General features: G+C 54.8%; 20 protein-coding genes, 2 tRNA genes and 3 rRNA genes. 24 read left to right on the forward strand and 1 reads right to left on the reverse strand.

Translation table 11 applies throughout. The features are described 5' to 3' along the window. The first annotated feature begins 2 nt into the window (after positions 1 to 2). The 8 genes from rluD to M495_RS03680 all read left to right on the forward strand — a co-directional run bounded on the left by rluD (position 3) and on the right by M495_RS03680 (position 10,285). Entirely contained in the window at positions 3 to 980 is a 978-nt protein-coding gene (gene rluD / locus M495_RS03645) for a 23S rRNA pseudouridine(1911/1915/1917) synthase RluD (RefSeq protein ID WP_020825300.1), read from the forward strand. Beyond that, a complete protein-coding gene (gene yfiH / locus M495_RS03650) occupies positions 980 to 1,711 on the forward strand; it encodes a purine nucleoside phosphorylase YfiH (RefSeq protein ID WP_020825301.1) in 732 nt (243 codons plus the stop codon). Before rluD ends, yfiH begins: the two co-directional genes overlap by 1 nt. Before the next feature lie 130 nt (positions 1,712 to 1,841). Next, on the forward strand, positions 1,842 to 4,415 hold the full coding sequence (gene clpB, locus M495_RS03655) for an ATP-dependent chaperone ClpB (RefSeq protein WP_020825302.1): 2,574 nt from the start codon (positions 1,842 to 1,844) through the stop codon (positions 4,413 to 4,415). Positions 4,416 to 4,978: 563 nt separating this feature from the next. Beyond that, positions 4,979 to 6,521: ribosomal RNA gene (locus M495_RS03660) — 16S ribosomal RNA — on the forward strand. A gap of 145 nt (positions 6,522 to 6,666) precedes the next feature. Beyond that, positions 6,667 to 6,742, forward strand: a tRNA-Glu gene (locus M495_RS03665). Positions 6,743 to 6,987: 245 nt separating this feature from the next. Then, positions 6,988 to 9,895 (forward strand): 23S ribosomal RNA (locus M495_RS03670). A gap of 102 nt (positions 9,896 to 9,997) precedes the next feature. Continuing rightward, positions 9,998 to 10,113: ribosomal RNA gene (gene rrf, locus M495_RS03675) — 5S ribosomal RNA — on the forward strand. Together the 16S, 23S and 5S rRNA genes with 2 tRNA genes alongside form the textbook arrangement of a ribosomal RNA operon. 95 nt (positions 10,114 to 10,208) lie before the next feature. Then, positions 10,209 to 10,285, forward strand: a tRNA-Asp gene (locus M495_RS03680). Between the two features lie 182 nt (positions 10,286 to 10,467). Here the strand turns inward: M495_RS03680 and M495_RS03685 are convergent. Continuing rightward, positions 10,468 to 10,857 carry a hypothetical protein gene (locus M495_RS03685; RefSeq protein WP_020825303.1) on the reverse strand — a complete coding sequence of 130 codons (390 nt, stop codon included), beginning with the start codon at positions 10,855 to 10,857 and terminating at the stop codon, positions 10,468 to 10,470. Between the two features lie 284 nt (positions 10,858 to 11,141). Here M495_RS03685 and M495_RS03690 point away from each other — a divergent pair, with 284 nt between their 5' ends. The 16 genes from M495_RS03690 to M495_RS03765 are packed head-to-tail and all read left to right on the forward strand — an operon-like array spanning position 11,142 to position 24,682. Next, the gene (locus tag M495_RS03690; protein ID WP_020825304.1) at positions 11,142 to 11,864 is read left to right on the forward strand and encodes a beta-ketoacyl synthase chain length factor; all 723 of its coding nucleotides are present in this window, start codon (positions 11,142 to 11,144) and stop codon (positions 11,862 to 11,864) included. Continuing rightward, positions 11,864 to 12,682 carry a lysophospholipid acyltransferase family protein gene (locus M495_RS03695; protein WP_020825305.1) on the forward strand — a complete coding sequence of 273 codons (819 nt, stop codon included), beginning with the start codon at positions 11,864 to 11,866 and terminating at the stop codon, positions 12,680 to 12,682. The genes M495_RS03690 and M495_RS03695 overlap by 1 nt, the downstream gene beginning before the upstream one ends. Positions 12,683 to 12,686: 4 nt before the next feature. Next, positions 12,687 to 12,947: a phosphopantetheine-binding protein gene (locus M495_RS03700; RefSeq protein WP_020825306.1), complete on the forward strand. Its 261-nt coding sequence runs from the start codon at positions 12,687 to 12,689 to the stop codon at positions 12,945 to 12,947. A 9-nt stretch (positions 12,948 to 12,956) separates the two neighbouring features. Then, positions 12,957 to 13,208 (forward strand): acyl carrier protein, encoded by a 252-nt coding sequence (locus M495_RS03705; RefSeq protein WP_012005336.1) that lies wholly within the window; start codon positions 12,957 to 12,959, stop codon positions 13,206 to 13,208. Between the two features lie 38 nt (positions 13,209 to 13,246). Beyond that, the gene (locus M495_RS03710; protein ID WP_020825307.1) at positions 13,247 to 13,804 is read left to right on the forward strand and encodes a COG4648 family protein; all 558 of its coding nucleotides are present in this window, start codon (positions 13,247 to 13,249) and stop codon (positions 13,802 to 13,804) included. Further along, entirely contained in the window at positions 13,771 to 15,144 is a 1,374-nt protein-coding gene (locus tag M495_RS03715) for an AMP-binding protein (protein WP_041414233.1), read from the forward strand. Before M495_RS03710 ends, M495_RS03715 begins: the two co-directional genes overlap by 34 nt. After that, entirely contained in the window at positions 15,141 to 15,485 is a 345-nt protein-coding gene (locus tag M495_RS03720) for a 3-hydroxyacyl-ACP dehydratase FabZ family protein (protein ID WP_020825309.1), read from the forward strand. The genes M495_RS03715 and M495_RS03720 overlap by 4 nt, the downstream gene beginning before the upstream one ends. Continuing rightward, complete coding sequence (locus M495_RS03725) at positions 15,476 to 17,194, forward strand: glycosyltransferase family 2 protein (RefSeq protein WP_041414235.1); 1,719 nt, start codon at positions 15,476 to 15,478, stop codon at positions 17,192 to 17,194. The genes M495_RS03720 and M495_RS03725 overlap by 10 nt, the downstream gene beginning before the upstream one ends. Beyond that, a complete protein-coding gene (locus M495_RS03730) occupies positions 17,191 to 17,619 on the forward strand; it encodes an acyl-CoA thioesterase (protein ID WP_020825311.1) in 429 nt (142 codons plus the stop codon). The genes M495_RS03725 and M495_RS03730 overlap by 4 nt, the downstream gene beginning before the upstream one ends. Further along, the gene (locus tag M495_RS03735) at positions 17,616 to 18,221 is read left to right on the forward strand and encodes a LolA family protein (protein ID WP_020825312.1); all 606 of its coding nucleotides are present in this window, start codon (positions 17,616 to 17,618) and stop codon (positions 18,219 to 18,221) included. The genes M495_RS03730 and M495_RS03735 overlap by 4 nt, the downstream gene beginning before the upstream one ends. After that, positions 18,211 to 20,517, forward strand: coding sequence for an MMPL family transporter (locus M495_RS03740; RefSeq protein ID WP_020825313.1), 2,307 nt, complete (start codon positions 18,211 to 18,213; stop codon positions 20,515 to 20,517). Before M495_RS03735 ends, M495_RS03740 begins: the two co-directional genes overlap by 11 nt. Beyond that, the gene (locus M495_RS03745) at positions 20,517 to 21,089 is read left to right on the forward strand and encodes a DUF3261 domain-containing protein (protein ID WP_020825314.1); all 573 of its coding nucleotides are present in this window, start codon (positions 20,517 to 20,519) and stop codon (positions 21,087 to 21,089) included. The genes M495_RS03740 and M495_RS03745 overlap by 1 nt, the downstream gene beginning before the upstream one ends. Then, a complete protein-coding gene (locus tag M495_RS03750; RefSeq protein ID WP_020825315.1) occupies positions 21,089 to 22,258 on the forward strand; it encodes a beta-ketoacyl-[acyl-carrier-protein] synthase family protein in 1,170 nt (389 codons plus the stop codon). Before M495_RS03745 ends, M495_RS03750 begins: the two co-directional genes overlap by 1 nt. Beyond that, positions 22,255 to 22,728, forward strand: coding sequence for an ApeP family dehydratase (locus tag M495_RS03755; RefSeq protein ID WP_041414239.1), 474 nt, complete (start codon positions 22,255 to 22,257; stop codon positions 22,726 to 22,728). The genes M495_RS03750 and M495_RS03755 overlap by 4 nt, the downstream gene beginning before the upstream one ends. Further along, a complete protein-coding gene (locus tag M495_RS03760; protein ID WP_020825317.1) occupies positions 22,725 to 23,456 on the forward strand; it encodes a 3-ketoacyl-ACP reductase FabG2 in 732 nt (243 codons plus the stop codon). The genes M495_RS03755 and M495_RS03760 overlap by 4 nt, the downstream gene beginning before the upstream one ends. Beyond that, positions 23,453 to 24,682 (forward strand): beta-ketoacyl-ACP synthase, encoded by a 1,230-nt coding sequence (locus M495_RS03765; RefSeq protein ID WP_020825318.1) that lies wholly within the window; start codon positions 23,453 to 23,455, stop codon positions 24,680 to 24,682. The genes M495_RS03760 and M495_RS03765 overlap by 4 nt, the downstream gene beginning before the upstream one ends. The last annotated feature ends 44 nt before the right edge of the window (positions 24,683 to 24,726 follow it).

Genomic DNA, 24,726 nt, shown 5'->3' on the forward strand with positions numbered 1-24,726 from the left:
ATATGGCACAACAAGTACAACTCACCGCAACGGTGGCCGAATCTCAACTCGGACAACGTTTAGATCAGGCTTTGGCCGAATTGTTCCCTGATTATTCACGATCTCGCATAAAAGATTGGATCCTGGACGATCGGGTGCAGGTCAATGGCAAAACGATAAACAAACCGAAAGAGAAGGTGCTGGGGGGAGAGACGGTCGCCATTGATGCACAGATAGAAGAAGAGGCCCGTTGGGAACCGCAGGACATCGCGCTGAATATCGTCTACGAAGACAGCGACATTTTGGTTATCAACAAACCGCGCGACCTGGTTGTGCATCCTGGCGCCGGTAACCCGGACGGCACGGTGCTCAATGCGTTGCTGCATTACTATCCTGAAATCGCCGACGTACCGCGTGCCGGTATCGTGCACCGTTTGGACAAGGACACGACCGGTCTGATGGTAGTGGCGAAAACCGTTCCGGCGCAGACCCGGTTGGTAGAAGCGTTGCAGGCACGTGAAATCACCCGTGAATACGAAGCTGTCGCCATCGGTACCATGACCGCCGGCGGTACCGTCGAAGAACCGATTTCGCGCCATTCAACCAAGCGTACCCACATGGCGGTCCACCCGATGGGTAAACCGGCGGTGACGCATTACCGCATTATGGAACACTTCCGCGCGCACACTCGCCTGCGTCTGCGTCTGGAAACCGGCCGTACCCACCAGATCCGTGTGCATATGTCGCACATTAACCACCCGCTGGTGGGCGATCAGCTGTACGGTGGTCGTCCACGTCCGCCAAAAGGGGCTTCGGAGGCATTCATTGCCACATTGCGCGGTTTCGATCGCCAGGCACTGCACGCCACCATGCTGCGTTTATATCATCCGATCAGCGGTATCCAGATGGAGTGGCATGCGCCGCTGCCGCAGGATATGGTCGATCTGATTAACGCACTGAAGCTCGATACCGAAGAATTCAAAGATCAGATGAACTGGTAATGGATTCGCTTATCTTGCCCGATTGGCCACTGCCTGCAGGGGTAAAAGCCTGCAGCAGCACCCGTAACGGTGGCGTGAGTCGGCCACCGTACGGTTCGCTCAATCTCGGCACTCACGTGGGTGACGAGGTTCAGGCGGTGGCGGATAATCGTCAGCGTCTGGTCGCGGCGGCGAACCTGCCGCAGATGCCAGTCTGGCTGGAGCAAGTGCATGGCACGCGCGTGGTGCGACTGGATGGGCAAACGCCTGTCGATTTGCAAGCGGACGCGGTTTACAGCAATGTGCCAGGACAGGTGTGCGCAGTGATGACAGCAGACTGCTTGCCGGTTTTATTCTGCTCGCAGTCTGGTGATGAAGTCGCTGCAGCTCATGCCGGTTGGCGTGGATTGTGTAACGGCGTGCTGGAGCAGACTTTAGCGGCGTTTTCCACTCAGCCTGCAGGCATCAGCGTTTGGCTCGGCCCGGCGATCGGCCCGCAGCAGTTTGAGGTAGGCCCGGAGGTCCGCGCGGCATTTATTGCTGTTGATCCCGGTGCTGAGCTGGCTTTTGCCCCTCGCGGCGATAAATACCTCGCAGATATCTATTTACTGGCTCGTCAGCGTCTACAACGCGCAGGGGTTCATGCTATCTATGGCGGAGACCGTTGTACGGTGAGCGAAATCAGTCATTTTTTCTCCTATCGACGCGACGGAATAACCGGACGTCTGGCAAGTTTAATCTGGCTGATATAACCTATTGAATTAGGACGGTCCAACGGCGCATGATGTAGTACCGAAAATATACAGTCGAAATAACCTTGAAAATTTGAGGGATGACCTCATTTAATCTCCAGTAGCAATTTCGACCAATCTTGGAGGTGTTATGCGTCTGGATCGTCTTACTAACAAATTCCAGCTTGCCCTCGCCGATGCCCAATCTCTAGCCCTTGGGCGCGACAACCAATTTATTGAACCGTTACATCTGATGAGCGCTCTGCTCAATCAGGATGGGGGCACGGTTCGCCCATTATTAACTTCTGCCGGTATCGATGCTGGGCGCGTGCGCACCGAGATCGAACAGGCCTTGTCTCGTCTGCCTCAAGTTGAAGGTACCGGTGGTGACGTTCAACCGTCGCATGAGCTGGTGCGTGTCCTGAATTTGTGCGACAAGCTGGCACAAAAGCGGGCGGACAAATTTATCTCATCCGAACTCTTTGTTCTGGCGGTGCTTGAAGATCGCGGTAACTTGACCGATCTGTTGAAAGCAGCTGGTGCAACGACCGATAAAATCAGTAAGGCCATTGAGCAAATGCGAGGCGGTGATAGCGTGGAAGATCAAGGTGCTGAAGACCAACGTCAGGCGTTGAAGAAATACACTATCGATCTGACCGAGCGTGCTGAGCAGGGCAAACTGGACCCGGTTATCGGCCGTGACGAAGAGATACGCCGTACCATTCAGGTGCTGCAACGTCGTACCAAAAACAACCCGGTGTTGATCGGCGAACCTGGCGTGGGTAAAACCGCCATCGTCGAAGGCCTGGCTCAGCGCATCATCAATGGCGAAGTGCCGGAAGGTTTGAAGCATAAGCGCGTGTTGTCCCTCGATATGGGGGCGTTGATCGCCGGTGCTAAATATCGCGGCGAGTTTGAAGAGCGTCTGAAAGCCGTTTTGAGCGATCTGTCTAAACAGGAAGGCAGCGTCATCCTGTTTATAGATGAGCTGCACACTATGGTTGGTGCAGGTAAAGCCGATGGCGCGATGGATGCGGGCAATATGTTGAAACCTGCGTTGGCACGCGGGGAGCTTCACTGTGTCGGCGCGACAACTCTCGACGAATATCGTCAATATATAGAGAAGGACGCGGCGCTTGAACGTCGTTTCCAGAAAGTGTTTGTCGCCGAACCCAGTGTTGAAGACACCATCGCTATCTTGCGCGGTTTGAAAGAACGTTATGAACTGCATCACCACGTGCAGATCACCGACCCGGCAATCGTTGCGGCGGCGACGCTGTCGCACCGCTATATTTCCGATCGTCAACTGCCGGATAAGGCCATTGACCTGATTGATGAGGCGGCGTCCAGCATCCGCATGCAGATGGACTCCAAACCGGAATCGCTCGATCGCCTTGAGCGCCGGATTATTCAGCTCAAGCTGGAGCAGCAGGCGTTGAGTAAAGAGTCGGACGACGCCAGCAAGAAACGTTTGGAAATGCTGAGCGGTGAGCTGGAGCAGAAAGAACGCGAGTATTCAGAGCTGGAAGAAGAGTGGAAAGCGGAAAAAGCTTCGCTCTCCGGCACGCAAAATATTAAAGCGGATCTTGAGCAGGCCAAAATTAGCCTGGAGCAGGCGCGTCGCGTTGGCGACCTGGGGCGGATGTCGGAGCTGCAGTACGGCAAGATCCCAGAGCTGGAAAAACAGCTTGCCGCTGCCACGCTGGCCGAAGGCAAGACCATGAAACTGCTGCGTAACCGGGTGACCGACGCAGAAATCGCTGAAGTGCTGGCGCGCGCTACCGGTATTCCTGTCGCCAGAATGCTGGAAGGCGAACGGGATAAGCTGTTACGTCTGGAACAAGAGCTGCATTCGCGGGTCATTGGCCAGAACGAAGCGGTGAGCGCGGTATCCAACGCGATCCGTCGTAGCCGTGCCGGGCTGTCAGATCCGAACCGACCTATTGGTTCGTTCCTGTTCCTCGGTCCGACCGGGGTAGGTAAAACCGAACTGTGTAAAGCACTGGCTTCGTTCCTGTTCGACAGCGACGACGCTATGGTGCGTATCGACATGTCCGAGTTTATGGAGAAACATTCGGTATCGCGGCTGGTGGGTGCGCCTCCAGGTTATGTCGGTTATGAAGAGGGCGGTTATCTGACCGAGGCAGTGCGTCGCAGACCTTATTCAGTGATCCTGCTGGATGAAGTGGAGAAAGCGCACCCGGATGTGTTCAACATCCTGCTGCAGGTATTGGATGATGGCCGCCTGACCGATGGCCAGGGCCGTACCGTCGATTTCCGCAATACGGTGGTGATCATGACTTCCAACCTGGGGTCTGATCTGATCCAGGAACACTTTGGTCAGATGAACTATACGCAGATGAAAGAATCGGTAATGGAAATGGTAACGCACCACTTCCGCCCGGAATTCATCAACCGTATAGATGAGGTGGTAGTGTTCCACCCGCTCGGTCAGAAACACATCGCCGAGATCGCCAAGATTCAGTTGGCACGTCTGTACAAACGTTTGGAAGAGCGTGGTTACGAAGTGACTATGACCGAACCGGCGTTGGAGCTGTTGGGCAAAACCGGTTTCGATCCTGTGTATGGGGCTCGTCCACTGAAACGAGCTATTCAGCAGGAGATCGAGAACCCGCTGGCGCAGCAAATCCTTTCCGGCAAGCTGATCCCGGGTATACCGGTGACGCTGGATGTGGAAGACGAGCATATCGTCGCCAAACAGTAACGGCTATCTATTATCTATATAGTGATTACGATGAAAGGGAGCGGGCGACCGCTCCTTTTTTTATCGGCTTTCGTTGGGTTTAAGCTGTTTGCCCTGGCAATGGCGCTCAAACCCCGTAATTTCGTCTAATAAATATCCTAAAATGGCTTTATTGGTGGTTATTTGAACGCTTGAAAAGTTTTTTGCATTTAGGGGTTGCGGCCTTCTGAGAACTCCCTATAATGCGCCTCCACTGACCGGGAACAACGACTCCTCTAACGAGAACCAGTCGCCCAGCCAGAAAGATTCAAGCCGGTGAAAACACCGTTTCTTAATAAGAAAAAAGCTTGACTCTTCAGGTGAAAAGCGTAATATACGCCACCTCGAGTTAGCAACCTAACTCACTGCTCTTTAACAATTTATCAGACAATCTGTGTGGGCACTCCACAAGACGATATCCAGAACCTTAGGGTTCAAAAAAATATCAAGTCTTGAAGAGTGACCAAGCAGTAATTCATTTAGTTGAATTATTACGAAAGTTAATTTTCGAGCATCGCTTCACGAGTTGAAGCAAATCAAGCTTTTAATTGAAGAGTTTGATCATGGCTCAGATTGAACGCTGGCGGCAGGCCTAACACATGCAAGTCGAGCGGTAGCACAGGAGAGCTTGCTCTCTGGGTGACGAGCGGCGGACGGGTGAGTAATGTCTGGGAAACTGCCTGATGGAGGGGGATAACTACTGGAAACGGTAGCTAATACCGCATAACGTCTACGGACCAAAGTGGGGGACCTTCGGGCCTCATGCCATCAGATGTGCCCAGATGGGATTAGCTAGTAGGTGGGGTAATGGCTCACCTAGGCGACGATCCCTAGCTGGTCTGAGAGGATGACCAGCCACACTGGAACTGAGACACGGTCCAGACTCCTACGGGAGGCAGCAGTGGGGAATATTGCACAATGGGCGCAAGCCTGATGCAGCCATGCCGCGTGTGTGAAGAAGGCCTTCGGGTTGTAAAGCACTTTCAGCGAGGAGGAAGGGTTCAGTGTTAATAGCACTGTGCATTGACGTTACTCGCAGAAGAAGCACCGGCTAACTCCGTGCCAGCAGCCGCGGTAATACGGAGGGTGCAAGCGTTAATCGGAATTACTGGGCGTAAAGCGCACGCAGGCGGTTTGTTAAGTCAGATGTGAAATCCCCGCGCTTAACGTGGGAACTGCATTTGAAACTGGCAAGCTAGAGTCTTGTAGAGGGGGGTAGAATTCCAGGTGTAGCGGTGAAATGCGTAGAGATCTGGAGGAATACCGGTGGCGAAGGCGGCCCCCTGGACAAAGACTGACGCTCAGGTGCGAAAGCGTGGGGAGCAAACAGGATTAGATACCCTGGTAGTCCACGCTGTAAACGATGTCGACTTGGAGGTTGTGCCCTTGAGGCGTGGCTTCCGGAGCTAACGCGTTAAGTCGACCGCCTGGGGAGTACGGCCGCAAGGTTAAAACTCAAATGAATTGACGGGGGCCCGCACAAGCGGTGGAGCATGTGGTTTAATTCGATGCAACGCGAAGAACCTTACCTACTCTTGACATCCAGAGAATTCGCTAGAGATAGCTTAGTGCCTTCGGGAACTCTGAGACAGGTGCTGCATGGCTGTCGTCAGCTCGTGTTGTGAAATGTTGGGTTAAGTCCCGCAACGAGCGCAACCCTTATCCTTTGTTGCCAGCACATAATGGTGGGAACTCAAAGGAGACTGCCGGTGATAAACCGGAGGAAGGTGGGGATGACGTCAAGTCATCATGGCCCTTACGAGTAGGGCTACACACGTGCTACAATGGCGTATACAAAGAGAAGCGAACTCGCGAGAGCAAGCGGACCTCATAAAGTACGTCGTAGTCCGGATCGGAGTCTGCAACTCGACTCCGTGAAGTCGGAATCGCTAGTAATCGTAGATCAGAATGCTACGGTGAATACGTTCCCGGGCCTTGTACACACCGCCCGTCACACCATGGGAGTGGGTTGCAAAAGAAGTAGGTAGCTTAACCTTCGGGAGGGCGCTTACCACTTTGTGATTCATGACTGGGGTGAAGTCGTAACAAGGTAACCGTAGGGGAACCTGCGGTTGGATCACCTCCTTACCTAATGATATTGATTCGCGTGAAGTGCTCACACAGATTGTCTGATAGAAACGTAATGAGCAAAAGCGCTACCTGTTGATGTAATGAGTCACTGACTCATGCTGATACGAACCGATTAAGACAGTCAGTTTAATCGGATTTTCGTGTCCCCATCGTCTAGAGGCCTAGGACACTGCCCTTTCACGGCTGTAACAGGGGTTCGAATCCCCTTGGGGACGCCATCCGATAATGAGTGAAAGACATTATCACCGGTTCTTGGAACCGAAAACATCTTAAAGATGACTCTTGCGAGTCGTGTTTAAGATATTGCTCTTTAACAATCTGGAACAAGCTGAAAATTGAAACATGACAGCTGAAACTTATCCCTCCGTAGAAGTATTGGGGTAAGGATTAACCTGTCATAGAGTCTCTCAAATGTAGCAGCACGAGAGTGTTCTCTGTTTACAGAAACACCTTCGGGTTGTGAGGTTAAGTGACTAAGCGTACACGGTGGATGCCTAGGCAGTCAGAGGCGATGAAGGGCGTGCTAATCTGCGATAAGCGTCGGTAAGGTGATATGAACCGTAATAACCGGCGATACCCGAATGGGGAAACCCAGTGCAATTCGTTGCACTATCGTTAAGTGAATACATAGCTTAACGAGGCGAACCGGGGGAACTGAAACATCTAAGTACCCCGAGGAAAAGAAATCAACCGAGATTCCCCCAGTAGCGGCGAGCGAACGGGGAGGAGCCCAGAACCTGAATCAGTTCTTGTGTTAGTGGAAGCGTCTGGAAAGTCGCACAGTAAAGGGTGATAGTCCCGTACACTAAAATGCATTAATTGTGAGTTCGATGAGTAGGGCGGGACACGTGACATCCTGTCTGAATATGGGGGGACCATCCTCCAAGGCTAAATACTCCTGACTGACCGATAGTGAACCAGTACCGTGAGGGAAAGGCGAAAAGAACCCCGGCGAGGGGAGTGAAATAGAACCTGAAACCGTGTACGTACAAGCAGTGGGAGCACCTTCGTGGTGTGACTGCGTACCTTTTGTATAATGGGTCAGCGACTTATATTTTGTAGCAAGGTTAACCGTATAGGGGAGCCGTAGGGAAACCGAGTCTTAACTGGGCGAATAGTTGCAAGGTATAGACCCGAAACCCGGTGATCTAGCCATGGGCAGGTTGAAGGTTGGGTAACACTAACTGGAGGACCGAACCGACTAATGTTGAAAAATTAGCGGATGACTTGTGGCTGGGGGTGAAAGGCCAATCAAACCGGGAGATAGCTGGTTCTCCCCGAAAGCTATTTAGGTAGCGCCTCGTGAACTCATCTTCGGGGGTAGAGCACTGTTTCGGCTAGGGGGCCATCCCGGCTTACCAAACCGATGCAAACTCCGAATACCGAAGAATGTTATCACGGGAGACACACGGCGGGTGCTAACGTCCGTCGTGAAGAGGGAAACAACCCAGACCGCCAGCTAAGGTCCCAAAGTCATGGTTAAGTGGGAAACGATGTGGGAAGGCATAGACAGCCAGGATGTTGGCTTAGAAGCAGCCATCATTTAAAGAAAGCGTAATAGCTCACTGGTCGAGTCGGCCTGCGCGGAAGATGTAACGGGGCTAAACCATGCACCGAAGCTGCGGCAGCGACGCTTAGGCGTTGTTGGGTAGGGGAGCGTTCTGTAAGCCGTTGAAGGTGGCCTGTGAGGGTTGCTGGAGGTATCAGAAGTGCGAATGCTGACATAAGTAACGATAAAGCGGGTGAAAAGCCCGCTCGCCGGAAGACCAAGGGTTCCTGTCCAACGTTAATCGGGGCAGGGTGAGTCGACCCCTAAGGCGAGGCCGAAAGGCGTAGTCGATGGGAAACAGGTTAATATTCCTGTACTCGGTGTTACTGCGAAGGGGGGACGGAGAAGGCTAGGCTAGCCGGGCGACGGTTGTCCCGGTTTAAGCGTGTAGGGGGAGTGACCTGGTAAATCCGGTTACTTATTAACCCTGAGGCGTGATGACGATGCACTACGGTGCAGAAGTAGTTGATGCCAAGCTTCCAGGAAAAGCCTCTAAGCATCAGGTAACACAGAATCGTACCCCAAACCGACACAGGTGGTCAGGTAGAGAATACCAAGGCGCTTGAGAGAACTCGGGTGAAGGAACTAGGCAAAATGGTGCCGTAACTTCGGGAGAAGGCACGCTGGCGCGTAGGTGAAGAGACTTGCTCTCGGAGCTGAAGCCAGTCGCAGATACCAGCTGGCTGCAACTGTTTAATAAAAACACAGCACTGTGCAAACACGAAAGTGGACGTATACGGTGTGACGCCTGCCCGGTGCTGGAAGGTTAATTGATGGGGTCAGCCGCAAGGCGAAGCTCTTGATCGAAGCCCCAGTAAACGGCGGCCGTAACTATAACGGTCCTAAGGTAGCGAAATTCCTTGTCGGGTAAGTTCCGACCTGCACGAATGGCGTAATGATGGCCAGGCTGTCTCCACCCGAGACTCAGTGAAATTGAACTCGCTGTGAAGATGCAGTGTACCCGCGGCAAGACGGAAAGACCCCGTGAACCTTTACTATAGCTTGACACTGAACATTGAGCCTTGATGTGTAGGATAGGTGGGAGGCTTTGAAGCGTGGACGCCAGTCTGCGTGGAGCCAACCTTGAAATACCACCCTTTAATGTTTGATGTTCTAACTCGGCCCCATAATCTGGGGTGAGGACAGTGTCTGGTGGGTAGTTTGACTGGGGCGGTCTCCTCCCAAAGAGTAACGGAGGAGCACGAAGGTTAGCTAATCACGGTCGGACATCGTGAGGTTAGTGCAAAGGCATAAGCTAGCTTGACTGCGAGAGTGACGGCTCGAGCAGGTACGAAAGTAGGTCTTAGTGATCCGGTGGTTCTGAATGGAAGGGCCATCGCTCAACGGATAAAAGGTACTCCGGGGATAACAGGCTGATACCGCCCAAGAGTTCATATCGACGGCGGTGTTTGGCACCTCGATGTCGGCTCATCACATCCTGGGGCTGAAGTAGGTCCCAAGGGTATGGCTGTTCGCCATTTAAAGTGGTACGCGAGCTGGGTTTAGAACGTCGTGAGACAGTTCGGTCCCTATCTGCCGTGGGCGTTGGAAGATTGAGAGGGGTTGCTCCTAGTACGAGAGGACCGGAGTGAACGCACCACTGGTGTTCGGGTTGTCATGCCAATGGCACTGCCCGGTAGCTAAGTGCGGAAAAGATAAGCGCTGAAAGCATCTAAGCGCGAAACTTGCCTCGAGATGAGTCTTCCCTGGGTCTTTAAGGCCCCTGAAGGAACGTTTAAGACTAAGACGTTGATAGGCTGGGTGTGTAAGTGCAGCGATGCATTGAGCTAACCAGTACTAATGATCCGTGAGGCTTAACCTTACAACACCAAAGGTGTTTTAGAGAGATTGTAGAGATTTTCAGCGAGTTCCGAGATTGGTTTCAATGGCTGCGGGAGTGGCGGTTGGAATGAAACAGAATTTGCCTGGCGGCAATAGCGCGGTGGTCCCACCTGACCCCATGCCGAACTCAGAAGTGAAACGCCGTAGCGCCGATGGTAGTGTGGGGTCTCCCCATGCGAGAGTAGGACACTGCCAGGCATCAAATAAACGTTATCAGCCTGACAACTGGTAATGAGCAGGATCGCCAAGCGCGGTTTTGCCCACATCGAAAGATGTGACGTAAAAGAATCGGTGGAGCGGTAGTTCAGTTGGTTAGAATACCTGCCTGTCACGCAGGGGGTCGCGGGTTCGAGCCCCGTCCGTTCCGCCACTTATTTGATAAGCCCTGAGTCTATGACTCAGGGCTTTTTCATATGCAAAATTCAAGAAAATCCAAATCACTGCATGATTTATGCGGTGAAAATCTGCTTTTATAAATCATTATCTGAATTGTGCACCAATATAAAGAATAATATACCCGGCAGTATTATTCCTGTCGGGTAATTACTTTTGCTATTTAATATTCTGACGAGCCAGTTCCAGTTGAATATCTTTATCCAGGTTGGCGACCCAGCGGTTATAATTCGGGTGAATATTTCCGTCTTTGGCATCCATATTACTGCTGGCAATATACTTAATCTGATAACTATTCGAATTGTAATTGATGCGAATATCGGCGCTATGACCACGTAGTAAGATCTTGCCATCGATCACACCGTCACTGACTGGGTTCATGATCCAACCACGGTTAAGCCCTGCGGCGAGAATGGCCTGACGCACCTGCGCATTACTGTGGCTACCTGCAACGTTTTGACTGACGTTTTTTACTGGCGCAGTGCCTGCACAGCCACTGACCAGAATCGCTGCGAATACGCCCGTTAAAATGAGTTTTAAAGGTTTCATACTCTTTTCCATGAGTGTTCGTTATTAAGATGTGTAATATTCATACATGAGATGTTATGTATGCTTACCCTCAATAAGATACTCCTCCGGGAGATTTTCGACAAATATTGCTGCTTTTCATTGTGATAATTCCCTCTGCGCTCAAGTCTCACGGCGTTATGTCGATAAATAACTCTAATCGGTTAATCGAGCATTTCAGCTAAAAATAGGAATTTTGGGAATGCAATCCAGGATTAAATATAATAGATTTAGCCACGGAATTTTTCTGACCGGTAATACCATTAATGGCGGGCGACATGAATATACTCAGTTGGTGGGCAATGGCTCCCGATCGTGGAACGCGTGAAGCATGGCGTCAATGGTCATCAGATGACTTTCTTGCCTCCGATTATCAGGGCTCGTTGCCTGCCTGTTCTCATATCCCCATGATGTCGCTGCGCCGAATGAGCGCCGGAACGCGTTTGGCAGTAGAAAGCGGGCTGATCTTATTGAAGGACTATCGGGCAGATATGGCGATCTTCACCAGTCGGCATGGTGAGCTGGAGCGGACGCACAAGATTCTTCAACATCTGCATCAGGAACAACCGCTATCGCCAACGGATTTTGCCATGTCGGTGCATAACACGGCGGCGGGATGGTTAACGATTATAGCGAAGAATACCTTGCCAACCACCTCGTTGGCTGCCGGCGAGGACAGTTTTCAGCAGGGCATGATAGAGGCTCAGGCCTTGTTAGCTACGGGCAGTGCGCAGCGGGTGTTATTAATTGATTTCGACGGTACCGTACCGGATGTCTATCGGCCTTTCGCGCCAGAAAATACATTCCCTTATGCCGTCGCCCTGTTGCTGGAAAACGGTGGCTCGTTACACTGCAAGGTTGCTGAGTCGGCGCAGGTTCAGGCTTGCATTCAGGAACCACAGAGTCTGGCATTTTTGCGCGGTTGGCTTGGCGCTGATGAGGAATTCACTGTCCCCGGTCAACGGCATGACTGGGCGTGGGGACGCTGATGGAAAAGGCGATGCCTGCAGAAAATACGCCGGAACAATCCTCATGGTTTAACCGTTGTTGGCGGGTGATAGCTACGGGTTTTTGTTTCTCGTTGTTTGGCCTGGGCGGTCTGTTATTGTCCGGTGTTTGGTTTAATCTTATGCGTCTTGCAGTGCGTGATCCTGCTCGTCGCAACCAACTGACGCAAAGTTCTATCCGCCACAGTTTCCGTTTCTTCCTGGCTACCACGAGGTTTTTCGGCGTACTGGACTACCATTTCGACAATGCGGAGCGCTTTCGCGAAGATCGCGGTTGTTTGGTGATCGCCAATCATCCCAGCCTCTTGGATTACGTGTTATTGGCTTCGCAAATGCCACGTTGCGACTGCATAGTGAAAGAGGCTTTGCTGAGCAATGTGTTTGTCAGCGGAGTGATCAAGGCCGCCGGGTATCTGGCCAATGCGCACTCGGATATATTGTTGGAACAGTGCGGACAAAGGCTGGCTGCCGGGGGGACAATCTTAATCTTCCCGGAAGGCACCCGCACCACACCAGGCAAGGCTCTGGCACTGCAGCGAGGAGCGGCCAATATTGCGCTGCGCGGTCAATGTAGCATCCGCATTGTGCATATCCACTGCCACCCCCCCATGCTGACGAAGCAAGGTAAATGGTATAAGATCCCGGCGGTAAAACCGCAATTCCGGATCACCGTTCAGGATAAGATCGACACCCGCGCATTCATTCATGCAAATGATGTTTCGCCCGCCCTTGCGGCAAGAAGATTAACCCAGCATTTAACTGACGCTTTACAGTCAGAACCTATAAATAATGAGAAATAGCGTAATGAATTTATTGAGCACCGAAATCAAGCAATTGATCATTGATACGCTCAATCTTGAAGGTATGACACCGGAGGAGATTGACGCCGAAGCGCCGCTGTTTGGTGATGGACTGGGTCTGGACTCCATTGATGCATTGGAACTGGGGCTGGCTTTAAAGAACCGTTACGGCGTAGTGCTGTCGGCTGAAAGCCAGGATATGCGCCAACACTTTTATTCCGTGGAAACGCTGGCGGAGTTTGTTTCTGCACAGCGTAGCCAATAAGGGGTTTTCATGGATAAGCAAGAAATTTACCTGCAAATTCAGGCGCTGCTGGTCAAACTGTTCGAGCTGGACGCCGATGACATCAAGCCAGAGTCCCGTTTGTACGAAGAGCTGGAGCTAGACAGCATCGATGCGGTGGATCTGGTGGTGCACCTGCAGAAAACGACCGGCAAAAAGATCAAACCGGAAATGTTCAAGTCGGTGCGAACCGTACAAGACGTGGTTGATGCCATTGATGAACTGCTGAAGTCAGACAGCTAAGGCTGCGGGCTAAGGTGGAGAGTCGTTGGCTGACCCCGATGTTGCGGTTGCTGCAGGGCGCAGTATGGCTGGTGCTGTTGCTGTATCCGCTGGCGGTTTGGGGCGGCCTGACGCATTGGGGAACCGCTCTCCTGGCACCGTTGTTGGTGGGGGTCTTTAGCTTGCGCCTGCTGATGTTGCGCGGAAAACTGCGCCAACAGATGTGGTTGGGGAAAGCCTTGGCCATAGTGGGCATCTTGCTGGCGCTCGCCAGTTGGGCATTAAAGCAGAGCCACTGGTTGCTGTACTACCCGGTGCTGGTCAACGCAATACTGCTGCTGCTGTTTGCCTATTCGCTGTTTGCCCCGCCTACGGTGGTTGAGCGATTGGCCCGTATAACGGAACCGCAGTTGGACGCTGCCGGCATTGCTTATACTCGCCGGGTGACTCAGGTGTGGTGCGGGTTCTTTATTGTTAACGGTGCGATAGCGCTGACAACCTGTCTGTCCGGTGATATCACACTCTGGACGCTGTATAACGGCGGCATCAGCTATCTGCTGATGGGGGCATTAATGGGTATTGAATGGATAGTCAGGAAAAGGATCCGGCACGCCTGAGTTTGCCAATGAACCGCTGGCTCAGCACGCAACGCGATGATTCGGTGCCGATCGCCTGGCGTGGCGATCAGCTATTCTGTCTCGGCCAATTTCGCCGTGACGTTGCCGCATTGGCCGCGATACTGGCGAGTAGGGAAGAGCACCGCTGGGCGCTGTGCTTTGATGATAGCTATCGCTTTGCCGTCGCCTTGCTGGCGTCGTTGTATGCCGGCAGGCTGCCGGTGATTTTTGGTCACCAGCGAGAAGCTATCCTCAAAGAGCAACGAGCGGATTACGATGCGCTACTGACCGATTTGCCTCTCGATCCTGGCGTGCCCGTTTTGGCGGTGCGCGAGGGCGGTTGTGAGGATATCGCGCTACCCGCCTGGCCTCAGGATCCTCGTTTTATTCTTTACACTTCCGGCTCGACCGGCCAACCGCAGGCTGTGTGCAAATCCGTCGCCTGCATGAACCGTGAAAGCGAACTGTTGGCAGCCGCTTTTGGTGACGTCTTGCGAGGATGCTGCGTCGTCGCATCGGTATCCCATCAGCATATGTATGGCCTGAGCTTCCGGCTGTTTCTGCCGTTGGCTTTAGGGCTGCCGTTTGATGCGCAGTTGACGCAATACCAAGAGCAGTTGATTGCCCGACATCAGGGCCGACGTTTGGTGTTTGTCAGCAGCCCGGCATGGCTCAAGCGTTTGGATAATCGTTTGACGCTCGCTGAGTGCGTGGAGGTTTTTTCCGCCGGCGGCCCGTTATCCGAAGTGGAAGCACAGCTTGCCCGGCAAATGCTGGGGGTATTGCCATTGGAAATCTACGGTACCACGGAAACCGGTTCACTGGCCTGGCGCAGGCAAAATCGGGACATTGCCCTGTGGCAGCCGTTTGCTTGCGTCATGTTAAGGGTGGATTCAGACCACCGGATTGAGGTTGTGTCACCCCTGATACCTGACACGGGTAAAACGTTGCTGAGCGACATTATCGAACTGGCGCCGGATGGTCGACAATTCCAGTTAAATGGCCGCGCCGACCGCATTATTAAGCTGGAAGAGAAACGGTTGTCGTTAACCGAGGTGGAACGTCGCCTGGTGGCCTTGCCGGAGGTTGCCGATGCTGCCGTGCTAACGCAGCAGCAAAGAGGGCGCACGCTGCTGGTGGCCGTTGTCGTGCTATCTCCGTACGGCCAGATCCGCCGACAAACCTTGTCCGAAGGGGCTTTTACCCGTGAACTGCACCAGGCGCTGCGAGGCTGGCTGGAGCCGGTGGCTCTGCCACGCAGTTGGCGCATTATCGATGCCATTCCGCTTAATCCGCAGGGCAAGCGCGCCTATGCTGAGCTACAGGAGCTGTTCTTATGATGCAACCTGAGGTGCTGCAACAGCAGGTGAGCGATGCCACCCATGCCAGCCTACAGCTGCATTTGCCCGCTGAACTGTTTTGGTTTCGCGGCCACTTTCCGCAACATCCGATCCTGCCGGGGGTCACGCAACTGAACTGGGTCATGCAGTATGCCCGTCAGTTGCTGGCTATTGAGGCCGGATTCAAAGGGATCGAGGTGGTCAAGTTTCAACAACCGTTACTGCCGGGGCAGAGGGTGTTACTGCAACTCGAATGGCAACCGGAACGACACAAGCTGTTGTTCAGCTATCGCGTCGGTGAGGCGATCGCCAGCAGCGGCAAGATCTCGTTATGTCAGTAAGCGCCCCTTTTTCCCCCTGTCTTCTTATCCCTTGTTTTAATCACGGGCAGATGATGGCCGCGGTACTGACATCGTTGGCGGGTTATGGCCTGCCTTGCCTGGTGGTGGACGACGGCAGCGCTGCTGCCACCGCCGAAACGCTACAGCGGCTGGCCGCCGAACTGCCCTGGGTTAGCCTGTTGCGGTTGGAAAAAAACCAGGGGAAGGGCGCAGCGGTCATCGCCGGTCTGCAATTGGCTCAGCGACAGGGCTACAGCCATGCTTTGCAGGTGGATGCCGACGGTCAGCATCAACTGAGTGATATACCGGCCATGATTGCCGAAGCGCGCGCTCATCCGGACTGTCTGATTTCCGGCCGGCCAGTCTATGACAGCTCGGTACCCAAAGCGCGCCTGTATGGGCGTTACGTCACCCACGTCTGGGTGTGGATCGAAACCCTGTCGCTGTCATTAAAGGACAGCATGTGCGGTTTCCGCGTTTACCCGGTAGCGCCGACGCTGGCGTTGGCGGCGCGCCAACCGCTTGGCAAACGCATGGATTTCGATACCGAAGTGATGGTCCGGCTGTATTGGCAGGGGGTGCAAAGCCGTTTCTTGCCGACGCGGGTTACTTACCCGGACGATGGCGTTTCGCATTTCGATGCGCTGCGCGATAACTTGCGTATTTCCTGGATGCACACCCGGTTGTTTTTCGGCATGTTGCCGCGGATTCCGCGTTTACTGCGTCAACGCCAACGGGCGAAGAAAGCGCAGCATTGGTCAGCAACTCAGGAGCGTCATGGCCTGTGGGGGATTCGGCTTATGCTGAAGGTCTACCGGATGTTTGGCCGCCGGGCATTTCAATGGCTGCTGTACCCGGTGATCGGCTACTTCTGGCTGACCGGGCGTGCCCAACGTGAAGCTTCGCGTGATTATCTGCAACGTCTGCGGCAGTTTGCCCACAATCGACAGCAACCATTACCCGCGCCGCTCAACAGCTTTCGGCACTTTATGCGTTTTGGCGATGCGATGCTCGACAAGCTGGCGAGCTGGCGTGGTGAACTTCGTGACGTTCGGCTGGTAGATCCCGCGGCCTGTGAACGGCAGATCGCTTCCGGCAGAGGTACGCTGATCCTGGCCTCGCACTTGGGGGATATCGAGTCTTGCCGCGCTTTGGGTGAGTTGAATTCTGGCGTCAAGGTGAATGCTCTGGTGTTTACCGAGCATGCCGAGCGCTTTAATCAGGTGATGAAAGAGGTCAACCCTCGTGCCAACCTTAACCTGATACCGGTGACTTCACTGGGGCCTGAAACCGCCATGCGTCTGCAGGACAAACTCGATGCCGGCGAGTGGGTGGCTATCGTTGGCGATCGCACCTCGGCCGGAAAACATCAGCGCGGTGAGCAACCGAGGGTGGTGTGGAGCCGCTTTCTCGGTCAATCGGCTCCTTTCCCTCAGGGGCCTTTTGTTCTGGCCGCTGCGCTGCGTTGTCCGGTATACCTGATGTTCGGTCTCAAACAACAGGGGCGTCTGAACGTTTATTTCGAACCGTTTGCCGATCCGCTGTCATTACCCCGGCAGCAGCGCCAACAGGCGTTGCAGGATGCGGTGGACCGCTATGCCGCCCGGCTGGAGCATTATTGCCTGCTGGCGCCGCTCGACTGGTTTAATTTTTTCGATTTCTGGCAGTTGGCGGCACCGTCGCCAACGCAACAGGGGCCTGAGACATGAAGCTTAAAGACAATCCGCGATTCTCCGTCAGGGTTGAAATCACCATCCCTTTCCATGATACCGATGCCATGGGGGTGGTCTGGCACGGTAACTACTTCCGTTATTTCGAGATCGCTCGTGAAGCCTTGCTCAAACAGTTCAATTACGGATACCGGCAGATGCAGGCGTCGGGCTATGTCTGGCCGATCGTAGATACGCGGGTGAAATACATTGCGCCTGTCCTGTTTGAGCAGCGCATCATCGTCTGTGCAGAGCTGGAAGAGTATGAAAACCGCCTGCGCATCGGCTACCGCATTCTGGATGCAGAGAGCGGAATAACCACCACCCGCGGCCATACTATTCAGGTCGCGGTGGACGCCGACAGCAAAGAAATGTGCTTTGTCTCCCCGCAAGCACTGTTGGATAACATCGAGGGGGCGCAATGAAATTTTGGATGCTGGCTGTTGTGACCTTCTTCAGTCTGGGCGTGCAGGCGGTAACGCTGCCGGAGCTGCAGCAGCGGTTTAGCCAACAGCCGGTGCTGCGCGCCGAATTTGAGCAGCAGCGCAGTATCAGCGGCATGGCAAAACCGTTGAAGTCCAGCGGCGAACTGTTGATTTCCCAGCAGAAAGGATTGTGGTGGGCGCAACAGAAGCCTTTCCCGCTGACCCTGCTGCTGGATGATAAACGCATGGTGCAAACCCTGGCGGGCCAGCCGCCGCAGGTGGTAACGGCGGACAACAACCCGCAGATGTTCCAGTTCAATCACCTGCTGACCGCGCTGTTTCATGCCGACAGCCAGGCGCTGGAACAAAACTTTGCTCTGCAGTTCACCGATTTGGGGCATAACCACTGGCGGCTGGTGCTGACGCCGAAAACCACGCCGCTCGACAAACTGTTCAAGCGCATTACCCTCAACGGCGAACAGTACCTGGAAACTATTGATATCGACGATATGCAAAGTGACGCCACCCATATTCGCTTCTTTAATCAACGTACGGTGCCGCAGGCGCTGACTGACGAGGAGCAACAGCGTTTTGCGTCCTGAACTGCATCGGCGGCTGGCATTTGGCTGGCTGGCGATTTGCCTGCTGCTGATTGCGGCCTTGTGCTGGCTGTTGCCGCGCAGTCAAATCAACAGCAGCGTCCTGGCGTTATTGCCGAAACAGCAACTGGTTGGCGTGCCGGATGAATTGGCCGACGGCTTCAGCCGCCGCCTGGATCGTCAACTGATGTGGCTCGTCAGCCCGCCGCCAGGGGCGGACAACGCCGCAGTGGATTGGTGGTGGCAGCAGCTACGTCAGATGCCTGAGCTGCAGCGGGTTGGCGGGCCTATGGATGCACAACGTCAGCAGCAGTGGGGGCGTTTTTTCTACCAGCATCGCAATGTGCTGCTGGATGATGCCACGCGGCAACGTTTGCAGAAGGGGGCAGACGCGCAGAGCCAGTGGATCCTCGGCCAGCTCTACTCTGCTTTCGCCGGCGTCAGCGGCAAAGAGCTGGCGAACGATCCGTTGATGCTGGTACGTGCCTCACAGTTGGCGCAGCAACAGAACGGCGGCTTGCTGAGCCTGTCCAAGGGTTGGCTGGTGGCGCGTGATGCACAGGGGCGCAGTTGGTATTTGTTGCACGCCGAGCTTAGCGCATCATCTTATGACATCAGCAGTGCCCGGCTAACGGTAGATAAACTGACAGCGTTGCAGCAACAGCTGCAGCAGCGCTGGCCGGGAGCCGAAGTGCTCAGCCGCGGCACGTTGTTTTACAGCAACTACGCCAGCCAACAGGCCGAAAAGGATATTTCCACGATTGGCCTGGCGTCGGTGGCGGGCGTGTTTTTATTGGTGTTGTTTATGTTCCGCTCACCTTTGCCGCTGTTGTTGTGCGCGCTGTCGGTGGGTATTGGCGCTCTGGCCGGCACCGTCGCTACGCTGCTGGCCTTTGGCGAAATACATTTGATGACGCTGGTGCTGAGCATCAGCATCGTCGGCATTTCGGCTGACTACACGCTCTATTTCCTGACCGAGCGAATGGTGCATGGTCGGCAGTCGACGCCATTAGCCAGTTTGCAAAAGCTGTTGCCGGCATTATTGATGGCGTTGCTGACCACCGTAGTGGCCTACCTGGCGCTGTTGATTGCGCCGTTCCCCGGCTTGCAGCAGTTGGCGGTATTTGCCGCTGCCGGATTGAGCGCCGCCTGCATTACCGTTATTTGCTGGTACCCGCAATTGTCGCGACGTTTGCCGGTACGCCCAGCGCCGGGGTTAACGCTGATCCTGAATTGGCTGCATGCCTGGCGCCATCGGCCGCTGTTGCGTTATGGGTTGCCCGGCGCGGTGCTGTTGCTGGTGGTCGCGGGGTTCAGCCAGTTGAAGGTAGATGACGACATTGGCCAACTGCAGGCATTACCTGTGGCGTTACAGCAGCAGGAGCAGCGTATCGCCGCACTGACGGGCCAACATAACGATCAGAAGTGGCTGGTGGTCTACGGCGCCAATGCCGAGCAGCTGTTGCAACGTATCGAGTTGTTGCAACCCAAACTGGCTGAGGCCAAACAGCAAGGCGTGCTGGCGGATTATCGTCTGTTGCCTCTGCCTTCTCTCCAACGCCAGCAAGAAAACATCGCTTTATTGCAGCGCGTGGCGCCGCAGGTGATGAACAACCTGCAGCAGGCAGAGTTGGTACTGAGTACACCAGATTTAACGCCTGAATGGGTGAGCCCGCAGCAGTGGCTGGGCAGCGTGGTTAGCGAGGGTTGGCGTCTGCTGTGGCTGACGTTGCCCGATGGGCGCAGTGCGGCGCTGGTGCCCGTTAACGGCGTGAAGAACAGTGCGATGATGAAGACACTGGCGGAGCAGGTTCCCGGCACCGGTTGGATCGATAGGAAAACCGAGTTCAGTGACCTGTTTGGTCAATATCGCCTGTATCTTTCTTATCTGTTGGCATTGTCAGTTGCAGCGATTGCGCTGATTTACCTGTGGCGTTTTGGTCTGCGTCATGGCTTGCGCTGCATGGTGCCGACGCTATTGTCACTGGGTAGCGGTATTGCGGTATTGGCACTGAGTGGCCATACGCTAAATCTGTTTTCGCTGTTGGCGCTGGTGCTGGTTTTGGGGATCGGCATCAACTATACGTTGTTCTTTACCAATCCCCGGGGCACGCCGACCACCTCGATGTTCGCCATTTTTATGGCGGTATTCACCACCCAACTGACGTTCGGCATGCTGGTACTGAGCCACACTCAGGCCATCAGCAGTTTTGGTATCGTATTGAGCAGCGGAATTGCCGTGGCATTTTTATTGGCACCGCTGACGTTAGTATCGAAAAGAAAAAGAGGGAAAGCCTGATGCGCGGCTTACGAATGGTGCTGTTAATGTGGATTGTCGTGCTGGCCGGCTGTGCCGGTTCGCAGGATCCGACGCTGCCGCAGGCGTGGCTAAAACCCGGTACGCAGGTGACCTTACCACCTCCTGCGCTGGTTCAGCCTATTAATCAGCAACAGTTGCTGACCGCCGAAGTCAAAGGGCAACAGCACTCGATGCTGGTGCTGCTCAATGCCGACGGTCAGCACTTGCAACTGGTGGGCATGTCGCCGCTCGGTATCCGTCTGTTTAACCTGACCTACGATCGTCAGGGGATCCACACCGAACAATTGATCAAGGTGGGGGAACTGCCGCCAGCCAGCCAGGTGCTGGCGGATATCATGTTGAGCTACTGGCCGGTGAAGGACTGGCAACCCTTGCTGCCAGCAGGGTGGCGACTGGAAGACCAGGCGCTGGTGCGTCGCTTGTATGACGAGCATGGGGCGGTGATCAATGAAATCCGTTATCAGCAGATGGACGGAAGGCGAGAGCCGGTGTCGATCGCGCAATCCGCCTTCCATTACCGCATCATCATTCAAACGCTGGGGAACGAATAATGATCTATTTCTCCGCCGTAGGGATGGTGAATGCGCTGGGCAACGATCTGCCGCAGATCGCGCAAAACCTGACGCGCGGTATTTCGCCCGGCATGCAGCAGCAGACGCAGTGGCTGACGGGCGGCGCGCCATCCTGGTTTGGCAACGTACAGGGGGATTTACCGGTGATCCCCGAGTCGCTCAAGCGGCATAATTCTCGCAATAATCGCCTGCTGTTGGCCGCTTTGGCGCAGATCGAGACGCCAGTACGCGAGGCCATTGCCCGTTATGGCGCCGATCGTGTCGCGGTGATTATGGGCACCAGCACTTCCGGCATTCACGAAGGCGAACTGGCGCTGCAACAGTATCAGGCGGGGCAATGGCCACCGGGTTACCATTATCACCAGCAGGAGCTGGGCGATCCGAGCCAGTTTCTCAGCGCTTTTCTCTCGACCCGCGGTCCGGCCTATACCCTGTCGACGGCATGCTCCTCAAGCGCACGCGCCATCATCAGCGGTAAACGTCTGATTGACGCCGGGTTAGTGGACGCGGCGATTGTAGGCGGGGCAGACAGCCTGTGCCAAATGCCGATTAACGGTTTCCACAGCCTGGAGTCACTGTCCGCGGAGCGTTGCACGCCTTTTGCAACAGGACGCAGCGGGATTAATATCGGCGAGGCGGCGGCGTTAATGCTGTTGACGCGGGAACCTGCGCCGGTGGCGTTGTTGGGCGTTGGCGAGTCTTCGGATGCCTGGCACATGTCGGCACCGCATCCAGCCGGTGAAGGCGCCGAACGTGCAATGACCATGGCATTGCAGCAGGCCGGTTTGAGTACCGACCAAGTTGGTTATATTAATTTGCACGGCACGGCCACGCGGCTTAACGATCAGGTTGAAGCCCTGGTGGTGAATCGCCTGTTTGGCGAACAAACGCCGTGCAGTTCGACCAAGCATCTTACCGGCCATACGCTGGGAGCGGCTGGAGCGGTGGAGGCAGCGCTGAGCTGGCTGTTGTTGACCCAGTCATTGCCGCTGCCGCAGCAAGATTTCAGTGCAGTTCCCCGCGATGCCGAACTGGCGCCGATCGGTCTGGTGTGTGAGCCCCAGACGTTGGGAGCGCGCGCTATCCTCTCCAATTCATTTGCCTTCGGCGGCAACAATGCCTGCCTGTTATTGGGAGATGCTCCATGAATGCTTACCGGACGGCAGAATATTACTTACCTCATGCCTCACCGATGGTGCTGCTGGAACGGGTGCTGGAAGTGGGTGAAGAGCATGCACGCTGCGCGGTCAACGTCAGTGCGAATAGCGTGCTGGCGCCGTTTCTCGACGAGCAGGGGGCACTTCCTGGTTGGTACGGCATTGAGCTGATGGCGCAGGCGATTGGGGTTTGGAGTGGCTGGCACGGTCGCCAGAGTGCCAAGCCTCCGCAGCTGGGTATGCTGCTCGGCGGGCGGGCCATTCACTGCGAATTGTCCGCTTTTCCTGCCGGCAGCGAGCTGGTGGTTAGCGTGCAGCAGTTGTTGAAAGACGAGAAATTAGCCAGTTTTGAGTGTGAAATCAGTATCGATAATGTGCCGATCGCACAGGGCAGGCTGAACACCTATCAACCTGATCAACAAGAAATTATTCAATTGACGACCTTAAGGGGAGACGCATGATGCGTTCCGTTTTAGTCACCGGCGCCAGTAAAGGGATCGGTCAGGCGATAGCCTGCCGCCTGGCTGCGGATGGCTTTTTGATTGTAGTCCACTACCACAGCGATAAGACCGGGGCAGAACACACCTTGCAGCAAATTGTCAGTGCCGGCGGGCAAGGGCGATTGATGCAGTTTGATATCAGCAACCGCATTCAGTGCCGTGAGGTGTTGGAGCAGGATATTGAAACCCACGGCGCCTACTACGGCGTGGTGAATAATGCAGGGATCACCCGCGACGGCGCTTTCCCGGCGTTAAGAGAGGAGGATTGGGATGGGGTGATCCATACCAATCTCGACAGCTTCTACAACGTGCTTCACCCCTGTGTCATGCCAATGATTGGCCTGCGCAAAGGCGGGCGGATCATCGCGCTGTCGTCGGTGTCGGGCGTCATGGGCAACCGTGGACAGGTAAACTACAGTGCGGCCAAGGCAGGCGTGATCGGTGCCTGTAAGGCGTTGGCTATCGAACTGGCGAAACGCAAAATTACCGTTAACTGCATCGCCCCGGGTTTGATCGACACTGGTATGATCGACATCGAGCCGGCGGCGCTGGATGAAGCGATGCGGGCAATCCCGCTTAAGCGTATGGGTTCGGCGGAAGAGGTGGCGGGGTTGGCCAGCTACCTGATGTCGGATATCGCCGGCTATGTAACGCGGCAGGTCATTTCCATTAATGGAGGAATGGTATGACGCAACGAGTGGTCGTCACCGGCATGGCGGGCGTTACGGCGTTCGGCAATAGCTGGGCAGAGGTGTCCAGCCGGTTGAAGCAGGGCAAGAATGCGGTGCGTTACATGACGCAATGGGAAGAATATCAGGGGTTGAACACCCACCTCGGTGCCCCGATCGAGAATTTCGTACTGCCGGATCACTATACGCGCAAGCGTATTCGTTCCATGGGCCGTGTTTCGCTGTTGGCGACCCGAGCGACGGAACTGGCGCTCGAACAGGCCGGGTTGCTGGGCGAGAAGGTGCTGACTAACGGTGAGACCGGTATCGCCTACGGTTCTTCGACCGGCAGCACCAAGCCGGTCAGTGAATTCGCCACCATGCTCACCGAGAAGCACACCGGCAATATTACCGGCACCACCTATGTGCAGATGATGCCTCATACCGCGGCGGTAAACACTGGCCTGTTCTTCGGCCTGCGGGGCCGGGTGATCCCGACATCCAGTGCCTGCACCTCCGGCAGTCAGGCGATTGGTTATGCCTATGAGAGCATCCGCCATGGTTATCAGACGGTGATGGTGGCCGGCGGGGCCGAAGAGCTGTGCCCTTCGGAAGCGGCGGTGTTCGATACGCTGTTTGCAACCAGCCAGCAGAACGATCGCCCCGAGTTTTCGCCACGGCCCTTTGACCGTCAGCGAGATGGGTTAGTGATTGGCGAAGGGGCAGGTACGCTGATCCTGGAGTCGCTGGAACATGCACAGGCGCGTGGTGCGACCATTTACGGCGAGGTTATCAGCTTTGCCACCAACTGTGATGCGGCACATATCACTCAACCGCAGCAGGAAACCATGCAGATTTGCATGCAGCAGGCGCTGAAGGCTTCCGGGTTGGCAATCGGTGATATTGGCTATATCAGTGCCCACGGCACGGCGACCGATCGTGGCGATATCGCGGAAAGTCAGGCAACGGCGGCGATTTTCGGCAATCAAACGCCGATCTCCTCACTGAAAAGTTATTTTGGCCATACGTTGGGCGCCTGTGGTGCGTTGGAAGCCTGGATGACGTTGGAGATGATGCGCGAAGGCAGCTTCGCCCCTACCATCAACCTCAGCGAACCGGACAGCGCCTGTGGCGACCTGGACTACATCATGGGCGGCTATCGTCAGATTGATACCGAGTTTGTGCAGTCGAATAACTTCGCTTTCGGCGGAATCAATACTTCACTGATCCTGCGCCGCTGGGCGTAATCTTGCACTGCCGGAGGTTTTCCTCCGGCAATTGTTGCTATCTA

Source organism: Serratia liquefaciens ATCC 27592 (genome assembly GCF_000422085.1).
Lineage (GTDB): Bacteria > Pseudomonadota > Gammaproteobacteria > Enterobacterales > Enterobacteriaceae > Serratia > Serratia liquefaciens.

Coding starts and splice junctions, on each gene's coding strand:
- rluD (WP_020825300.1), top strand. CDS start 3: ATGGCACAACAAGTACAACTCACCGCAACGGTGGCCGAATCTCAACTC.
- yfiH (WP_020825301.1), top strand. CDS start 980: ATGGATTCGCTTATCTTGCCCGATTGGCCACTGCCTGCAGGGGTAAAA.
- clpB (WP_020825302.1), top strand. CDS start 1,842: ATGCGTCTGGATCGTCTTACTAACAAATTCCAGCTTGCCCTCGCCGAT.
- M495_RS03685 (WP_020825303.1), bottom strand. CDS start 10,857: ATGAAACCTTTAAAACTCATTTTAACGGGCGTATTCGCAGCGATTCTG.
- M495_RS03690 (WP_020825304.1), top strand. CDS start 11,142: ATGGCGGGCGACATGAATATACTCAGTTGGTGGGCAATGGCTCCCGAT.
- M495_RS03695 (WP_020825305.1), top strand. CDS start 11,864: ATGGAAAAGGCGATGCCTGCAGAAAATACGCCGGAACAATCCTCATGG.
- M495_RS03700 (WP_020825306.1), top strand. CDS start 12,687: ATGAATTTATTGAGCACCGAAATCAAGCAATTGATCATTGATACGCTC.
- M495_RS03705 (WP_012005336.1), top strand. CDS start 12,957: ATGGATAAGCAAGAAATTTACCTGCAAATTCAGGCGCTGCTGGTCAAA.
- M495_RS03710 (WP_020825307.1), top strand. CDS start 13,247: ATGTTGCGGTTGCTGCAGGGCGCAGTATGGCTGGTGCTGTTGCTGTAT.
- M495_RS03715 (WP_041414233.1), top strand. CDS start 13,771: ATGGATAGTCAGGAAAAGGATCCGGCACGCCTGAGTTTGCCAATGAAC.
- M495_RS03720 (WP_020825309.1), top strand. CDS start 15,141: ATGATGCAACCTGAGGTGCTGCAACAGCAGGTGAGCGATGCCACCCAT.
- M495_RS03725 (WP_041414235.1), top strand. CDS start 15,476: ATGTCAGTAAGCGCCCCTTTTTCCCCCTGTCTTCTTATCCCTTGTTTT.
- M495_RS03730 (WP_020825311.1), top strand. CDS start 17,191: ATGAAGCTTAAAGACAATCCGCGATTCTCCGTCAGGGTTGAAATCACC.
- M495_RS03735 (WP_020825312.1), top strand. CDS start 17,616: ATGAAATTTTGGATGCTGGCTGTTGTGACCTTCTTCAGTCTGGGCGTG.
- M495_RS03745 (WP_020825314.1), top strand. CDS start 20,517: ATGCGCGGCTTACGAATGGTGCTGTTAATGTGGATTGTCGTGCTGGCC.
- M495_RS03750 (WP_020825315.1), top strand. CDS start 21,089: ATGATCTATTTCTCCGCCGTAGGGATGGTGAATGCGCTGGGCAACGAT.
- M495_RS03755 (WP_041414239.1), top strand. CDS start 22,255: ATGAATGCTTACCGGACGGCAGAATATTACTTACCTCATGCCTCACCG.
- M495_RS03760 (WP_020825317.1), top strand. CDS start 22,725: ATGATGCGTTCCGTTTTAGTCACCGGCGCCAGTAAAGGGATCGGTCAG.
- M495_RS03765 (WP_020825318.1), top strand. CDS start 23,453: ATGACGCAACGAGTGGTCGTCACCGGCATGGCGGGCGTTACGGCGTTC.